Origin of the sequence: Desulfosporosinus paludis (genome assembly GCF_045689965.1) — a bacterium.
Classification (GTDB): Bacteria; Bacillota; Desulfitobacteriia; order Desulfitobacteriales; family Desulfitobacteriaceae; genus Desulfosporosinus; species Desulfosporosinus paludis.
This window is the reverse complement of the sequence record NZ_CP144211.1, coordinates 4,304,238-4,320,133: the sequence shown is the minus strand read 5'-3', so window position 1 is coordinate 4,320,133 and position 15,896 is coordinate 4,304,238. Positions and strand designations below refer to the sequence as shown.

The following is a 15,896-nucleotide window of genomic DNA, read 5'->3' as shown; positions in this document are numbered from 1 at the left end:
TTATCATTCCGTCTCTTTCTGAGCATGATCAACGAGAAGCTCAAGCTCATTCTGCCAATCTATCCCTAACGGGGACATTAACTTAAGCCAGGCCAAATATTCGATATTTCCTTCTGGACCACGAATTGGCGAATAATCTAAGCCCAATACTTGGAACCCAAAACCTTCGGCTTGACTAAGGACATTCTGAAGAACTTGTCTATGTACCATGATATCTTTAACGACACCCTTTTTGCCTACATGCTCTCTTCCAGCTTCAAATTGAGGCTTTATTAGGGTGAGCACCTGACCATGATCCTTTAAAATTTCTCGCATCGCCGGAAATATTTTGGTAATTGAAATGAATGCTACATCGGAAACAACCCAATCCACGGCTTCTGGTAAAGAATCTTTAGCTAAATAGCGAGCATTTACCCGTTCCATGGAGATAACTCGAGGGTCGGTTCTAAGCTTCCAGTCCAACTGTCCATACCCAACGTCCACTGCGTAAACGCGTTTCGCTCCATTTTGCAAAACACAATCTGTAAAACCACCCGTTGAGGCCCCGATATCGACAACAACTTGATCCTCAAATTGAAGAGAAAACACTTCAACGGCTTTAGCAAGTTTCAGTCCACCTCTCGAAACGTAAGGCAGGGTTTCTCCTTTTAGTTCGATCAAGACCTCATCAGGTAATTCTACCCCAGGTTTATCCACACGTTGTCCGCTGACAAACACAATCCCAGCCATGATCATGGCTTTCGCTTTCTCTCGGCTTGTTGTTAATCCATTTCTCACCATCAGAACATCAACGCGTTCTTTTCCTTTAGACAATGGTATTCCTTCCGTCCCTTCATCTGCCCATCGGACACTTTCTCCTAGGATTGCGCAATGCGGCGGACTAACTTTAAACGCTCTGTGGCCTGTATAATTCCTTTTACCGACAGCCCCTGGGCCATATGTAGTTGGGGAATCGAACCTTGTTCTACAAAACCAGAATAACCCAAACGTTCGATACTTACTCCTTCTACCCCTTCCTCTTCCAAAAGTTCTAGGATGGCGCTGCCCATACCACCTTTTAGAACATGGTCCTCTACAGTAACAAAACGCTTCGTTAAACGCGCATAATGCAACAGCAATTCCCGATCAAGAGGAGTAATAAAGCGCAAGTTAATCACCGCAGCATCAATTCCGCGGTGCCTCAATTCCTGAGCCGCTGAAAGGCAAAGTTGAACCATCGGGCCAATCCCAATAAGAGCCACGTCTTTCCCATCTCGCAACACTTCAGCTTTCCCAAGGGGAAGCTTCTGTAAGGGTTCCTCCATTGAAACACCCTGCCCAGCTGATCTTGGATAACGTATGGCGACTGGACCATCCTGCTGGATTGCCGTATAAAGCATATGGCGCAGCTCATTCTCATCCTTAGGGGCCATGAAAACTAGGTTCGGAATAATCCTGAAAAAGGAGATATCGAAAACTCCATGATGGGTGGGCCCGTCATCCCCGACAACTCCAGCCCGATCGATTGCTAGGACGACATTAGCATTTTGCAGGCAAACGTCATGAAGAACTTGGTCATAAGCCCTTTGATAAAACGTAGAATAAATGGCTACAACCGGCTTTAGTCCACCGAAAGCTAAGCCGGCAGCAAAGGTTACAGCATGTTGTTCAGCTATACCGACATCAAAAAACCGTTCGGGAAACTGTTTAGCAAAGGCATTAAGACCTGTTCCGCTCGGCATAGCAGCACTGATGGCCACAATGTTAGGATTATCCTTCGCCAGGGTACTGAGAGTATCTCCGAATACTGCCGTGTATGTCGGAGGTGCTGATTTTTTAATGATCTTTCCGGTGTCGGGGTCAAATGGACCCACTCCATGGAAGATGTCCGGGTTCTCCTCTGCGGGTTTGAATCCTTTTCCTTTGCAGGTCAACACATGAACAAGCACCGGCCCATTTTTGTGTTTAGCCTGATCTAAAACTTCTTCCAATAAGGCTTGATCATGACCATCAATTGGGCCTAAATAGGTGAATCCCAATTCTTCAAAAATTAATCCTGGGACCAAAAGATATTTCAGGCTGTCTTTAGCCTTGGCAACCATTTTAGCAACCTTAGAGCCGATTCCTGGAATACGTTTCAACAACTCTTCAATTTCTTCTTTACGTTTGTCATAAAGAGGATCAGTTCTTAGTCTATTGAGATAAGAAGACATAGCGCCTACATTTGGAGAAATGGACATTTCATTATCGTTTAGAACAACAATCATATTGGTTTCATTATGTCCGGCGTGATTTAAGGCTTCATAGGCCATGCCGCCGGTCATGGCGCCATCTCCGATCACGGCGACGACATGGTGATGTTCGCCAAGTACATCCCGAGCTTTAGCAAAGCCCACTGCTGCGGAAATAGAGGTACTTGAATGACCTGTTTCAAAGCAATCATGAGCACTTTCCGACCGTTTGGGGAAACCGGACAAACCTTGATATTGGCGTAGAGAATAAAATCGATCCATACGACCTGTTAATAATTTATGGACATAGGTCTGATGACCAACATCCCAAACAATCTTGTCTTGAGGACTGTCAAAAATCCTGTGCAAGGCTATGGTTAGTTCCACAACTCCAAGATTCGGCGCCAAATGCCCACCATTTTTAGAGACCACCTCAATCATCTGCTGCCGAATCTCTTGAGCAAGATTTTTAAGTTCGGTCATGCCTAGGGCTCGTAAGTCCTTAGGATCATGAATTTTTTCGAGTAGTCCCATCCCTTTTGCCCCCTCGTTTCTTCGGTCCAATCAGGTTCCACCCTGTAATTTGTTCGAAAGCAGCAATAATGCTCCCGACCCAGGCAATAACTTCGTTGGCTTCTTGGATAGCCAGAGATTTTCCTATGGCTTTACCTGTAACAGTTATCGACGCAACCAAAGCCAATATCATCGAAGTTACCCAAATTTCATTGGTTCCCAAGGACGGATATAACCGAACAATATCTATGACAATCGCTGCGGCCAAAACTCCACTTAGTGTCCCTGTGACATCACCCACAACATCATTCGCCATATTTGCAACCAGATCAGCATGCCGCACTAGATAAACCGTTTGGCGTGCGCCCCTGACTCGATTCGCTGCTCTGGCATGATGAGGTGCTTCCTGAGCGGCTGTCGCTGCGATTCCTATAACATCAAAAAAAATATGCACCCCGATGACAGTCAAGAGTAAAACCATGGCAACCCACAACGACGCTGTCTTGCGCATCAACAACTCTGAACCAATTCCAACGATAGCTGCGATCAAAAAGCTTCCAACAAAAACAAAGCTAAGATGTTTCCAGCTTTTACGTTTGCGAACCAATGATTCGTAAACCTCCTCACCAAACTTAGATCAGAAGCCCCACGATAATCCCCACGATGACCCCTCCAAAGACCTCGAACGGAGTATGGCCAATCAGCTCTTTTAGGCGTTCTTGAGCGAGATCAGACCCTTGAGAAAAACGTTCGACCAGCTGATTGAGAACCTCAGCCTGCTTGCCCGCTGCTCGCCGTACTCCCGCTGCATCATATAATACAACCATACCATAGACAGCCGAAACTGCAAATATGGGAGAATTCCATCCGTAATATTTCCCAATCCCCAAGGCTAACGCACTTACGGATGCCGAGTGAGAACTTGGAAAACCACCGGAGCTAAATATTAATTGGGGATTAAGCTTCCGGGCCACAATAAGGCTTACAGCAACTTTCAGAAGTTGGGCGATAAGCCAAGCTGTTACAGCTGAAACAAGAATTGCATTATAGAAAATCCCCGGGAAAATTGGCATAGTAACAACCTCTTTCAATGCTGGCGTTGTTCTATATAAACAGCAAGTTCACTTAAAAAAGCTGAATTTTTATCCAACAATTTTAAAGCAGATTGAGCTTTCTGAATTTGAAAATGCAACTGCCGGGTTGCCTCTTCAAGTCCAAGTAAAGAAACATAAGTTGATTTTCCTTGCCGAAGGTCACTGCCGGCTGGCTTACCGAGAGTCTCACTGTCTCCTACGACGTCTAAAATGTCGTCTTTAATTTGGAACGCTAATCCCAAAGCCTGAGCGTAATCGGTCAAGGCTTCAATCTCTGACTCTGTACCGCCCGCTAAAATTCCGCCGAGTCGCGCAGAAACCGTTAATAAAGCCCCCGTTTTGCCTTTATGTATTTCTTCAATCTCTTCAAGGGAAAGTTGCTTTCCTTCACCGGCAAGGTCCAAAACTTGTCCTCCCACCATTCCGCTCTTTCCTGCAGCCACAGCAACTTCTCGAACGACTCGTAGCTGTTGTTCCGGCTGTCCGAGAGTTGGATCCGCCAAGAATTCAAAAGCGTACGTCAACAAACCATCTCCGGCTAAAATTGCGTTAGCCTCTCCAAATACTTTATGATTTGATAATCTTCCCCTTCGATAGTCGTCATTATCCAAAGCCGGTAAGTCATCATGAATTAAAGAATAGGTATGAATCAATTCTAAAGCTGCAGCAGCGGGTAAAATCTTTTCAGGGTTACCGCCCATAGTTTCCGCCGATGCCAAGGCTAACACCGGCCGAATGCGTTTGCCTCCGCCGACCAGTGAATAAGACATGCTCTCACTTAAACTATCCTTCCCCCACGATATTTGGGCAATATATTGCTCAATCATGGAGATATAACGTTGAAGGGTTTCTTTGAACACAGATCTTCACCCTTTCACTTCAAAACTTATAGGATTAAATTGCAATTGTCCATCGGGAGCTTCAAGCAAGACTTGCATCTGCTTTTCCGCCTGATTTAATACCGCTGAACAATGCTGGACGAGAGTAACACCCACCTTAAAATAATCCAAAGCCTTTTCTAAAGGAAGATCTTTTTGTTCAAGCGCTTTGACAATAGTCTCCAATTGCTCAAAGCCTTCTTCCAGGGAAATCGATGGCTTTTCTTGTCTGTTAACATGACCCAACGAACCTTCAGAGAAAAGGTTCTCTAACCATTCTTCATTAATCATTTGATTAAATCTCCTTCTCTGTTACTTGACAACGCAGGCGTCCCTCATTTAACTGAACGCAGATCTGTTGCAGCAGCTCGACATTCTCAACGGAACGAAGAAGATGTCCTTCCTCATTGTAAACTAATGAATAGCCGCGACCTAAAATTGTCAGCGGACTTAATAAATTCAATTTCGCGGCCAATAGATTTAGTATACCATTTTTATCATCGACAAATCTAGTCATACCCTCTTGGAGGCGCATATGAAGTGCATCCAAACGTTGACGGTTCTGATCTATTCTCCAAAACGGATCTTTAAGAGGCCCTTTATTGGCAATTCCTTCAAGACGTTGGCGCTTCCGCTCGATCTGGGACTCTAAAGCACCTGCTAATCGGGCGCGAAATTGGTCCACTTGGAACTGTAAATCGCTGAGTATGGGGACCGCTAGTTCAGCGGCCGCTGAAGGAGTTGGTGCTCGCAAATCCGCTGCATAATCTGCAATAGTTACGTCCGTTTCGTGCCCTACAGCCGAAATGATAGGTATTCTTGAAGCGGCAATCGCCCTGGCAACTATTTCCGTATTAAAGGCCCATAGTTCTTCTAAAGACCCTCCTCCACGACCAACTATAATAACATCGACAGCGTCCGAGCGATTCAGGCGATCAATTGCTTCGGAGATTTCTCTTGATGCCGTTTCCCCCTGTACTGCTGCTGGGGCCAAAACCCAGGACATGTTCGGATGGCGACGCCCCACGACATTAATAATATCTCGAATGACAGCTCCAGTCGGACTTGTAACGATCCCAATACTTCGGGGATAACGTGGAATCTCTTTTTTCGTTCGGAATCAAACAGTCCTTCCGCAGCGAGCTTTTTTTTAAGCTGTTCAAAGGCTAAGTAGAGTTGGCCAAGCCCACTTGGTTCCATCTCTTCGGCGTAAAATTGAATCGTTCCCTCACGCTCGTAAATACGAATATTGCCACGTGTTATGACCTTCAAGCCATCTGTCGGAACAAAACGAACGCGTTCGGATCGACTCTTAAACATAACTCCTTTAAGACTTGATTGCTCGTCCTTCAGAGTAAAATACCAGTGTCCTGAGGCTCGATGATTTTTAAAATTAGAAAGTTCACCGCTAATCCAACAATTTTGAAAATCCATATGCTCCTGTAGGACTTGGCTAATTTGACCAACAAGCTCTGACACCGACCATATTTTGGGCACAGCCTTCACCTCTTGCCTATTATACCATTAGAAATCTGGCTGGAGTCAAGCTTGGAAGGAGGAGATTCTTCGTCTAAGCCGGAGTCAAAGCTCCTCTTTCGCAGAAAATTTTCTAAAGAAAACTTGGCTGGCGCTTCGAAGACACTGTCTTCGCACTTGTTAGCCTTAGCGAAGGCGGCTGCCTTAGTTGCCCATATGCTTCAGAAAGTATACAACAAAGTTATACTTTCTGATTAGTACAAAAAAAGGGCAAGGAACTTATTCCTTGCCCTTACTTCAACGAGTCTTCGATCTAAAATTGATCTTAAAGTCTGCTTTGTACAACTCCAACAGTTTCAGCGCAAATCGCTGCGGCCTGTTCGAACAATCTTGTCCGTTCGGTCTTAACTTTTTCCTGATAGCCTTGATCTTTAATCTGGGGAAGATTAATGTCGACACTGAGCATCGCTGATTTCAGAGCGTTTTCCGCTAAATAAGCAGCAACGCCTACATCGCTGATAGCCCCTTTATTTCCTATAGGAGCTAATTCCTGAGCCAATTGCAGAACTTTGAAACAATTTTGGGCAATCCCCAGGGGTGTGTTTGTGGCAGAAACCAAGACTTCTTGGAGCTTACCAGCCCGAACCGTTTTTTCCTCTTCGGTTTCTTTGGGTAATTTTAAGACGGCCATGAAATTGGAGAATTCCGCAATATCTTGGCTGAGTCCCTTTTTCAGTAGGTCCAATACCATGTCTGCCTGTGCCAGGATCTCTTTAACCTTTGGTTCTACCTCTTTGTACTTTTCTTTTCCAATCGTCAAATTAGCAACCATACAAGTCATCGAGGCTGCGAGCGCCCCAACATACGCGGAAACGCTTCCGCCACCCGGCGTTGGCGAGGAGCTGGCTGATACCGTCAGGAATTCTTCAGTGGTCCATTGCCATATTTGATTTGAATCCATTACCGTTTCCCTCCCTGCAACACGATACCTTTGAGAACGTTGCGCATAATTAAAGCAGTCGTTAGTGAACCAACTCCGCCTGGAACAGGTGAGATCAATTCAGCGACGTCTTGAGCAGCTTCAAAATCTACGTCCCCACAAATTCCTTCCGGAGTTTCATTGATTCCTGCATCAACAACAATGGCACCTGGTTTAATCATTTCTTTCTTGATCAGCTTGGCGCGCCCAACTGCGGCAATCAAAATATCTGCCTGACGAGTAAAGGCTCCTAAATCTGGGGTTTTGGAGTGGCAAATCGTAACGGTAGCATTATGTTTTAGGATAAGAAACACTAAGGGCTTGCCAACGGTTTCTCCTCGGCCGACAATAACAACATGTTTTCCGGAAATTTGCACGCCTGAGCGCAGAAGCAGCTCAATACAACTTTGCGGTGTCGCTGGGAATAACCCTTCTTCACCGCTTAGTATATACCCACGATTAATGGGATGTACCCCATCAACATCTTTATCCGGGCGAACTGCCGCCATAACTTTTTCCTTAGAAATACCTTTGGGCAACGGAAGTTCAATCATAATTCCGTGAACATTCTGGTCTTGATTCAGCGTTTCAATCCGAGCCAGAACTTCAGTTTCGGGTGTACTGCCTGGCATTACAAAGAGTTCAAAGGCCATACCTAAACTCTCACTGACTTTTTGCTTTGAACGCGCGTATACCACAGAAGCCGGATCATCCCCAACTAAGATTACGGCAAGCTTCGGCTGTACACCTTTTTCTTTCCATTGAACAATCTCCTCACGAATTTCCTCTTTGAGAACTTTTGCTACTGCTTTTCCATCTAATAGCTGAGCCAATTTGACACACTCCTTTCAGAATTATAATTCACCTTGTTCCGCCAATCACAAGACAAGATAAGTTAAGCCACTAGTCTCAAGATTATTAAAAAACTGAAATTTCTAGTTTTAATTTAGGCTGAATCAGCTCTTCTCAAACCAGATTCAGCCTAGAGAGATCAATTATTTTGTTTTCAGATAGGCATCGATACCAGCAGCGGCCTTTTTGCCAGCACCCATCGCCAGAATTACAGTCGCTGCACCCGTGACGATATCTCCACCTGCAAAAACACCTGGTTTCGAAGTCATCAAGCTTTCCGAATCTGCGACGATGTTACCCCGTCTGTTTAACTCCAAACCGGGTGTTGAGGTGGTCACCAAAGGATTCGGGCCTTGACCAATCGCCACGACGACTGTGTCCATTTCAATCTCGAATTCCGAGCCGGGAATGGCCACTGGAGCACGCCGTCCAGAAGCATCAGGTTCTCCCAGTTCATAGCGTAAGCAGGTTAAGCTCTTAACCCAACCACGCTCATCTCCCTGAATAGAAACCGGATTGGTTAGAAGTCGGAATTGGATACCTTCCTCTTCAGCATGTTCAAGTTCTTCTTTCCGAGCTGGCATTTCATCACGTGAACGGCGATAAATAATATAGACATTCTCAGCGCCGAGCCGTAAGGCTGTACGTGCAGAGTCCATGGCCACATTGCCTGCACCCAGTACTGCAACGTTCTTGCCTACTTTAACAGGGGTCGCATAATCCGGGAACTTATACCCTTTCATTAAATTGGTTCTGGTCAGGAATTCGTTCGCAGAATACACACCATTCAGATTTTCACCCGGAATATCCATGAAATACGGAAGACCAGCTCCAGTGCCGATAAACACAGCATCATAGCCCTTTGCCATCAGTTCATCCACAGAGGTTACTTTACCAACAACTTGGTTAGTGAGGATTTCAACCCCCATCTGCTTCAAGGTATCGATTTCTGCTTGCACAATATCTTTAGGAAGTCGGAACTGAGGAATTCCATACATCAGAACTCCGCCCGCAACGTGCAGCGCTTCAAAAACTGTGACAGCGTGCCCGGCTTTGGCTAAATCCCCTGCACAGGCCAAACCTGCTGGTCCAGCACCTATAATAGCCACTCGCTTACCGCTCGGTTCCACTTTTTCTATTTCTGCTTTTTTCGATGTCATACCAAAGTCTGCAGCAAAGCGTTCAAGACGACCGATAGCCACTGACTCTCCCTTGATTCCCAAAATACATTTGCTCTCGCACTGGGATTCTTGAGGACAAACCCGTCCGCAAACAGCAGGTAAGGAATTCTTTATTTTCAGAACCCTGGCAGCTTCCTCGAAGTTTTCCTCTGCGATTTGTTTAATAAAATCAGGGATAAGTACTTCTACTGGGCAACCGGTACGGCATAAAGGCTTTTTGCACTGTAAGCAGCGCTGGGCTTCTTCAACAGCCATTTCTCGAGTATAACCTAAAGCGACCTCTTCAAAATTATGCGCTCTGACCTTAGAATCTTGGCAGGGCATTTCGTGACGGGGGATTTTAACTTTCGCTGCCATTAATGATGCCCTCCTTCATGATTACATTCTAAACGAGCCTTAGCACGATTTTCTTCATCCTTATAAAAGGCGAGACGTTTCATTGCTAAGTCGAAATCCACTAAATGACCATCAAACTCAGGACCATCAACGCAGGCAAACTTTGTTTCGTTGCCAACACTTATCCTGCAGGCACCGCACATACCCGTTCCATCCACCATGATTGGGTTCATACTGACAATTGTTTTCAATCCTAAAGGCCGAGTATATTCTACAACCGCCTTCATCATGACCATCGGACCAATTGCCCAAATGGCTGCAACCTTATGCCCCTCGTTTAAGACTTTCGCCAGACCATCTGTTACAAATCCTTTGACCCCGGCAGTACCATCATTAGTGGCAATAACTACCTCACTACTGACAGCACGCATTTCGTCTTCCAATATCAGAAGATCTGCGCTCCTTGAGCCTAAAACGGAAATTACGTGATTGCCCGCATCTTTTAATGCTCTAGCAATCGGATGGATCGGGGCAATACCAAGTCCCCCTCCAATACATACAACCGTTCCATAGTTTTCGATTTCAGAAGCAACTCCAAGAGGGCCCACGAAATCTTGGAATTCATCCCCTTCGTTCATCCTAGTGATGATCGCCGAAGAGTATCCGACATCTTGGACGACAATTGTAATTGTGCCTTTTTCGCGATTAAAGTCCATAACAGTGAGCGGAATTCGCTCACCAACCTCGTCAACACGAACAATTACAAATTGGCCTGGCTCCACTTTCGCAGCCACGGCCGACGCTTCGACTTCCAGCAAGGCAATGCCCTGTGCCAAGAGTCTTTTTTTAACGATCCGGTACATTTGACTCCTCCTCAATGTCCAGTAATTTTGCTCGCATTTTATGACTATTCGAGATCTTTGAGCGATTTCCTTCAACAATATTACATTAAATTTAAAAGAATTAAATACATCAGAGAATTAGAAAAAACTATCGTTGACATTCTCTTAATAATTGTTTTATCCAAGAAAAATGTTCTTATTTTACTAAAATGTCCTATCCATTAATTAGACATTGTTCTGTGGCTTCGATGACTCGGAGTTAGATCCGAGGGCCACATTAACAGAGTTTTTAGCCACACTGTCCACAATTCTATCAAGAATTCCGTTAACAAACTTTGCCGATTCTTCTCCACCGAAGCGTTTGGCCAATTCAATAGCCTCATTAAGGCTTACACGTCCAGGAATGTCGGGGCGGAAAAGGATCTCGTAGGTAGCCAAACGCATTACGTTGCGATCAACATTGGCCATCCGTTTAATTGCCCAGTCTTGAGCGAAGGTTGCTATAGTCTTATCAATCTCCTCCAGATGGGCTACTGTCTCGTCTACAAGTGCTTGGGCAAATGCTTTACTGGCCTCGGGAACTTTAAATTCTTCCGCCCAACGCTGAACTTCTCCCTTCGTAGACAGAGTTTCTTTTGTTAAATCCCTCTGGAAAAGCACTTGTAATGCCGTTTCACGAGCTAATCTTCGGCTCAAGGAAATTCCTCCTAGTACTTGTTAATATTTTTTTCTAACCAAGCAATAATATCCTGATGATCATCTTGGCGCTTACCTAAAATAAATCCTAGAATAGCAAATAAGACTAGAACCATGGTCCGCCAAAATCCGAGGGTCACCATTAATAATCCCAGTACAAAACCGATAGAGGTTCCAATAAATTTCCCAGGATGATGCTCCAAGGCCCAAAGAATAAACCTGGAAAGCTTCTCTCCAATACCCTGCCAAATACTGCTCATCGAACACGTGCCGTGTGCACCTTTTCCAGACGCCGCACTAACACTTTCACCTCTGTTACAATAATTCCGGTATAGAGCTCAACATCCTGTTTTACCTTCTCCTTCAGTTCTTTAGAGATCTGAGGTATTTGAACCCCCTGTTCATATTGACATGATACGGTAATTTGCAGACCTGCTTCACGCTCCCGAAGACTTGATTGTACCTGCATCACACCAGTTAATGTTGTCGCGCTCCGGGCAATAATCTCTTCTAAAGCTTCCTGGGATATTCGCACATCCCCTCCACTAGAAGGGGTTCGGAACGTTCGATTGGAAGTTCCCCGCGGTCGTACAAGAAGAAGCAGTCCCCCCAAAAGCAATAAAACGGCTACAATTAGACTATCCCAAGGATTCCATCTAAGCCAATCGATCCCTTTAATTAATAATGCATAAGGGAGTCCCCACCCTGTGGCCATGGCAAATATCCAAAGTGCCCCCAGAACCATGAGAACTCCCAAAGTAAAGGCTAACATTGTCGTCCTCCTTTCAGAAGCCCCCCCTGGTATTTCCAGGGGGGGCCTAATCTACTTCAGACGGAAGTCTTCCTCTTTGATTTCCGGTAGAGGTTTAAAATTAACCCCTTGAACATGTACATTAGCTTCAACAACTTTAAGTCCCGTCATGCTTTCAATGGCTTCCTTAACTGCTTCTTGCACCTTAAAGGCAACATCAGGAATTGATACGCCATAATCTACCACAATAAAGAGATCTACAGCAACCTCATGTTCGCCAACTTCAACCTTGACCCCTTTGGAGAGGTTTTTATTTCTTCCTAACATGTGCGCAAGATCTCCCACAAGACCTCCGCTCATACCAACTACACCCTCGACCTCAGAAGCCGCTAATCCAGCAATAACTTCGACAACTTCATCGGCGATCCGAATAGAACCAAGGGAGTTCTCAGTTCCCAAGCTTTCCATTTCCTCACCTCCTACTAAAATCGATCTTCGATAATTCGATATTTGAGGTTCGAAGTCCGAGGTCGGAGTATCGCACAACGCTCATCTAACCCCTGGATAAGATTAGCTCAAAGCTTACAATGTCATCAATCCATCCACTATATCGTTGCTATTATAACAAATCAAGGGCATTCTGGCAAAGATTATTCCACTTATCTTTGCGAACACCCCATCAAGTGACTGGCTGTCTTATAAAATTCTTCAACCTATTAAATCTAAATTACTCTCCGAGGATACGACGTTGAATGAAATTTGTGTAAACTTCCCCTCGACGATAAAAAGCATTTTCTAAAACTCTCAGATGAAAAGGTATTGTTGTATGGATTCCTTCAATAACAAACTCTTCGAGAGCGCGTTTCATTCTCTGGATGGCTTCGTCTCGAGTAGCACCCCAAACTATCAGCTTTCCGACCATAGAGTCATAATAAGGTGAGACAGTATATCCCTGATATGCTGCACTGTCAACCCGCACACCCGGGCCGCCGGGAGCATGATAAATTTTCAAAGTGCCCGGTGAAGGCATAAAGTTTTTGTCCGGATCTTCTGCATTGATTCTGCACTCAATCGACCAACCACGAATTTGGATATCCTCTTGAGTATATCCTAACGCCTCGCCGGCGGCTAAGCGTATTTGTTCCTTCACCAAATCAAGTCCAGTTACCAGTTCAGTGACCGGGTGCTCTACCTGAATCCTGGTGTTCATTTCGATAAAGTAAAAGTTTCCATGGCGATCCAGTAAAAATTCAATGGTACCCGCGCTCGAATAATTTGCTGATTTCGCAGCCTTGACTGCTACCGCACCCATCTTAGCCCTTAGCTCCGGACTCAAGGCAACAGATGGTGATTCTTCCAATAGCTTTTGATGACGGCGTTGTAAAGAACAATCTCTTTCCCCAAGATGCACTACTTGGCCATATTTATCACCCAGGATTTGGATTTCAATATGCCTAGGTTCCTCAACGTATTTTTCTAAGTAAACATCAGAATTGCCAAAAGCTGCCTGAGCTTCGTTCTGAGCTGCTTGGACCGCTTTGCTCAGTTCCTTAACATTTTGAGCAACTCGCATCCCTTTGCCTCCACCACCAGCCGACGCTTTAATCAGCACCGGATATCCGATACTTTCCGCAACTTTCTCAGCCGTTTGTTCATCTTTAATAATATCTTTTGACCCGGGACGACAGGGACTCCGGACTCAATCATTGTTTTTCGAGCCTTAGCCTTATCTCCCATCGTTTCAATAGCTTGAGCTGATGGTCCAATAAAGGTCATCCCACATGACTCGCAAATTTCAGCGAAGCGAGCATTTTCAGACAAGAAACCATATCCCGGATGGATAGCATCGACCCCCGTCAATTCTGCAGCACTGATGATATTGGGAATATTCAGGTAACTCTTGGCACTTGCTACTGGTCCAACGCATACTGCCTCATCAGCAGCCTTCACATGCAAAGCCTCCCGATCTCCTTCAGAAAATACTGCGACAGTCTCAATATCAAGCTCACGACATGCCCGAATGATGCGAAGAGCAATTTCTCCACGGTTGGCAATCAGGATTTTTTTAAACATGTATTTTCTCCTTATTTTTCAATGATAAACAATGGCTGACCATATTCAACAGGCTGCCCATTCTCAACAAGAACTTGAATAAGCTTTCCTTCAACATCTGACTCTATCTCATTCATTAGCTTCATGGCTTCAATAATACAAACAGGCTGACCAACACTGATTCGCTGACCCACTTCGACATAAGGGTCTGCTTCAGGAGATTGAGCATTATAGAACGTTCCTACCATAGGTGCAGTGATGGTTTCGGTATTTTGCCGTACAACTGAATCTGAAGACTTAATCGGAGCCTCACTACTTACATCAGATTGTACGCTAGGACTCTCATATGCGCTCATTTTCACGTCTTGACGTGCAGCTGCTATAACAGGTACGCCAGGTGCCGCATTTGAACCTTTGCGGATACAGATTTTTACTCCATCACTTTCAAGATTCAGCTCACTAATTTCAGTTTTATCAATAATCTTGATTAGTTCTTTAATCTCATTTAAGTTCATTTTCGAATCCTCCTTAGACAATCCCATCGACCACATTTCTTTCGTTGATTTCGTTTCGTTCAAGGTGTTTTGAGTTTCTTTTTTAGGAAGAACCCCTTGCTTTCTCTCCTCATAAAATTTCTTAGCTATTTGAGGAAAAATGGCAAAGTTTATAACATCTTCTGGAGAATGGGCAAATCCGGAACTATCTCGTTTTGCTTTCTCCATTCCGGGTTCTAGTTTATCTGCTGGGCGAACGGTCATAGGCTCTTCATCACCGATAATCTTCTTCTGAATTTCAGGATCGATTGAAGCAGGAGGACGGCCATATAAGCCACGGACATAAGCCTTAACTTCGCCAGGCACTAATTTATATCTTGCCCCGCTGAGGACATTTAATACAGCCTGTGTCCCCACGATTTGGCTGGTCGGTGTGACTAAGGGAGGATACCCCAGCTCGGCTCGAATTTTAGGAATTTCGTCCAAGACATCATGGATGCGATCAAGGGCCCTTTGTTCTTCTAATTGAGACACTAGATTAGAGATCATACCACCAGGAACCTGGTGTTCAAAGACTCTCATATCAGAGATTCGGGTTATCCCACGCTCAAAACCTCGACTTTTACGCAATGCTTCAAAATACTTTGCGATATGAAACAGGTTTCTTAGGTTCAAACCCGTATCATAGGCCGAGTCTTGAAATGCACGGACGACAGTTTCTACAGGAGGTTGACTTGCACCGAAGGCCAAGGGGACACTCGCAGTATCAATGACATCGACACCAGCTTCTGCCGCCTTTAGATAGGCGCCTACTGCCATTCCTCCGATGTAATGGCTATGCAAATGAATCATAATCCCAAGTTCTTTCTTTAATAAAGAGACTAATTCATAAGCCTTGAAAGGTGTAAGAAGCCCAGCCATATCTTTAATGCAAATTGAGTCTGCGCCCAGCTCGGCGAGTGCTGTTGCAGTTTCCAGATAATGCTTTATTGTATGAACCGGACTCATTGTGTAAACGACCGATGCCTGAACATGTGCCCCTGCTTTTTTAGCAGCTTCCATAGGAACAACCATATTTCTTACATCATTGAGTGCATCAAAGATCCGAATAATATCAATGCCATTTTTCACGCTCAGAGAAACGAACTCTCGTACCACATCGTCTGGATAATGTTGATAGCCAACTAAGGACTGTGCTCGAAGAAGCATTTGCAACGGAGTCTTATGAACCCGACGTTTAATCTCGCGCAAACGTTCCCAAGGATCCTCTCCTAAGAAACGAAGACAGACATCAAAGGTGGCTCCTCCCCATACTTCAAGTGAGAAAAATCCTGCCTCGTCTAGTTCTTCTAAAATCGGCAGCATATCTTCTGTACGCATTCGAGTAGCCCAAAGGCTTTGATGAGCATCTCTAAGTGTCGTATCCGTAATCTTAACTGGTTTCACTGCCGTACCCCTCTCTCTATAACCCCATCAAAAAACCCTTTAATAGGATATATTCTTGGATAAGCCTCTTGTTCAAGGAGACAATACTTTCCCAAG

The 15,896-nt window shown here is 44.9% G+C and carries 16 protein-coding genes and 2 pseudogenes; 1 reads left to right on the top strand and 17 read right to left on the bottom strand.

Features of this window, described 5'->3' with window-relative positions; translation table 11 throughout:
* Nucleotides 1–3 precede the first annotated feature (3 nt).
* The 7 genes and pseudogenes from VZF35_RS21445 to xseA form a co-directional block, all read right to left on the bottom strand.
* Entirely contained in the window at nt 4–813 is an 810-nt protein-coding gene (locus VZF35_RS21445) for a TlyA family RNA methyltransferase (protein ID WP_407308338.1), read from the bottom strand.
* A 44-nt stretch (nt 814–857) separates the two neighbouring features.
* Complete coding sequence (dxs, locus tag VZF35_RS21440) at nt 858–2,744, bottom strand: 1-deoxy-D-xylulose-5-phosphate synthase (protein WP_407308336.1); 1,887 nt, start codon at nt 2,742–2,744, stop codon at nt 858–860.
* The gene (locus VZF35_RS21435) at nt 2,719–3,330 is read right to left on the bottom strand and encodes a hypothetical protein (protein ID WP_407308334.1); all 612 of its coding nucleotides are present in this window, start codon (nt 3,328–3,330) and stop codon (nt 2,719–2,721) included. Before VZF35_RS21435 ends, dxs begins: the two co-directional genes overlap by 26 nt.
* 25 nt (nt 3,331–3,355) lie before the next feature.
* Nucleotides 3,356–3,796, bottom strand: a complete 441-nt coding sequence (locus tag VZF35_RS21430; protein ID WP_407314775.1) for a divergent PAP2 family protein — start codon at nt 3,794–3,796, stop codon at nt 3,356–3,358.
* Between the two features lie 14 nt (nt 3,797–3,810).
* Nucleotides 3,811–4,677 (bottom strand): polyprenyl synthetase family protein, encoded by an 867-nt coding sequence (locus VZF35_RS21425; RefSeq protein ID WP_407308332.1) that lies wholly within the window; start codon nt 4,675–4,677, stop codon nt 3,811–3,813.
* 6 nt (nt 4,678–4,683) lie between these two features.
* The gene (gene xseB / locus VZF35_RS21420; protein ID WP_407308329.1) at nt 4,684–4,986 is read right to left on the bottom strand and encodes an exodeoxyribonuclease VII small subunit; all 303 of its coding nucleotides are present in this window, start codon (nt 4,984–4,986) and stop codon (nt 4,684–4,686) included.
* Between the two features lie 4 nt (nt 4,987–4,990).
* A pseudogene (xseA, locus tag VZF35_RS21415) lies at nt 4,991–6,192 on the bottom strand (exodeoxyribonuclease VII large subunit).
* Nucleotides 6,193–6,243: 51 nt separating this feature from the next.
* Here xseA and VZF35_RS21410 point away from each other — a divergent pair.
* Nucleotides 6,244–6,429, top strand: a complete 186-nt coding sequence (locus tag VZF35_RS21410; RefSeq protein WP_407308327.1) for a hypothetical protein — start codon at nt 6,244–6,246, stop codon at nt 6,427–6,429.
* A gap of 67 nt (nt 6,430–6,496) precedes the next feature.
* Here the strand turns inward: VZF35_RS21410 and VZF35_RS21405 are convergent, their stop codons facing one another.
* From VZF35_RS21405 to accB, 10 genes and pseudogenes are all read right to left on the bottom strand, one after another.
* Nucleotides 6,497–7,132 carry a cyclodeaminase/cyclohydrolase family protein gene (locus tag VZF35_RS21405; protein WP_407308325.1) on the bottom strand — a complete coding sequence of 212 codons (636 nt, stop codon included), beginning with the start codon at nt 7,130–7,132 and terminating at the stop codon, nt 6,497–6,499.
* A complete protein-coding gene (locus VZF35_RS21400) occupies nt 7,132–7,983 on the bottom strand; it encodes a bifunctional 5,10-methylenetetrahydrofolate dehydrogenase/5,10-methenyltetrahydrofolate cyclohydrolase (protein WP_407308323.1) in 852 nt (283 codons plus the stop codon). Before VZF35_RS21400 ends, VZF35_RS21405 begins: the two co-directional genes overlap by 1 nt.
* 162 nt (nt 7,984–8,145) lie before the next feature.
* Nucleotides 8,146–9,540 (bottom strand): NADPH-dependent glutamate synthase, encoded by a 1,395-nt coding sequence (gene gltA, locus VZF35_RS21395; protein WP_407308321.1) that lies wholly within the window; start codon nt 9,538–9,540, stop codon nt 8,146–8,148.
* Entirely contained in the window at nt 9,540–10,382 is an 843-nt protein-coding gene (locus VZF35_RS21390; protein ID WP_407308319.1) for a sulfide/dihydroorotate dehydrogenase-like FAD/NAD-binding protein, read from the bottom strand. The genes gltA and VZF35_RS21390 overlap by 1 nt, the downstream gene beginning before the upstream one ends.
* Nucleotides 10,383–10,586: 204 nt before the next feature.
* Nucleotides 10,587–11,057 carry a transcription antitermination factor NusB gene (gene nusB, locus VZF35_RS21385; RefSeq protein WP_407308317.1) on the bottom strand — a complete coding sequence of 157 codons (471 nt, stop codon included), beginning with the start codon at nt 11,055–11,057 and terminating at the stop codon, nt 10,587–10,589.
* An 11-nt stretch (nt 11,058–11,068) separates the two neighbouring features.
* Nucleotides 11,069–11,317 (bottom strand): DUF2273 domain-containing protein, encoded by a 249-nt coding sequence (locus VZF35_RS21380; protein WP_407308315.1) that lies wholly within the window; start codon nt 11,315–11,317, stop codon nt 11,069–11,071.
* Nucleotides 11,314–11,829 (bottom strand): alkaline shock response membrane anchor protein AmaP, encoded by a 516-nt coding sequence (gene amaP, locus VZF35_RS21375; protein ID WP_407308312.1) that lies wholly within the window; start codon nt 11,827–11,829, stop codon nt 11,314–11,316. Before amaP ends, VZF35_RS21380 begins: the two co-directional genes overlap by 4 nt.
* 51 nt (nt 11,830–11,880) lie before the next feature.
* A complete protein-coding gene (locus VZF35_RS21370; protein WP_407308310.1) occupies nt 11,881–12,276 on the bottom strand; it encodes an Asp23/Gls24 family envelope stress response protein in 396 nt (131 codons plus the stop codon).
* Nucleotides 12,277–12,535: 259 nt separating this feature from the next.
* Nucleotides 12,536–13,881 (bottom strand): annotated as a pseudogene (accC, locus tag VZF35_RS21365) (acetyl-CoA carboxylase biotin carboxylase subunit).
* A gap of 11 nt (nt 13,882–13,892) precedes the next feature.
* Nucleotides 13,893–15,800 (bottom strand): acetyl-CoA carboxylase biotin carboxyl carrier protein, encoded by a 1,908-nt coding sequence (accB, locus tag VZF35_RS21360; RefSeq protein WP_407308307.1) that lies wholly within the window; start codon nt 15,798–15,800, stop codon nt 13,893–13,895.
* Between the last annotated feature and the right edge of the window lie 96 nt (nt 15,801–15,896).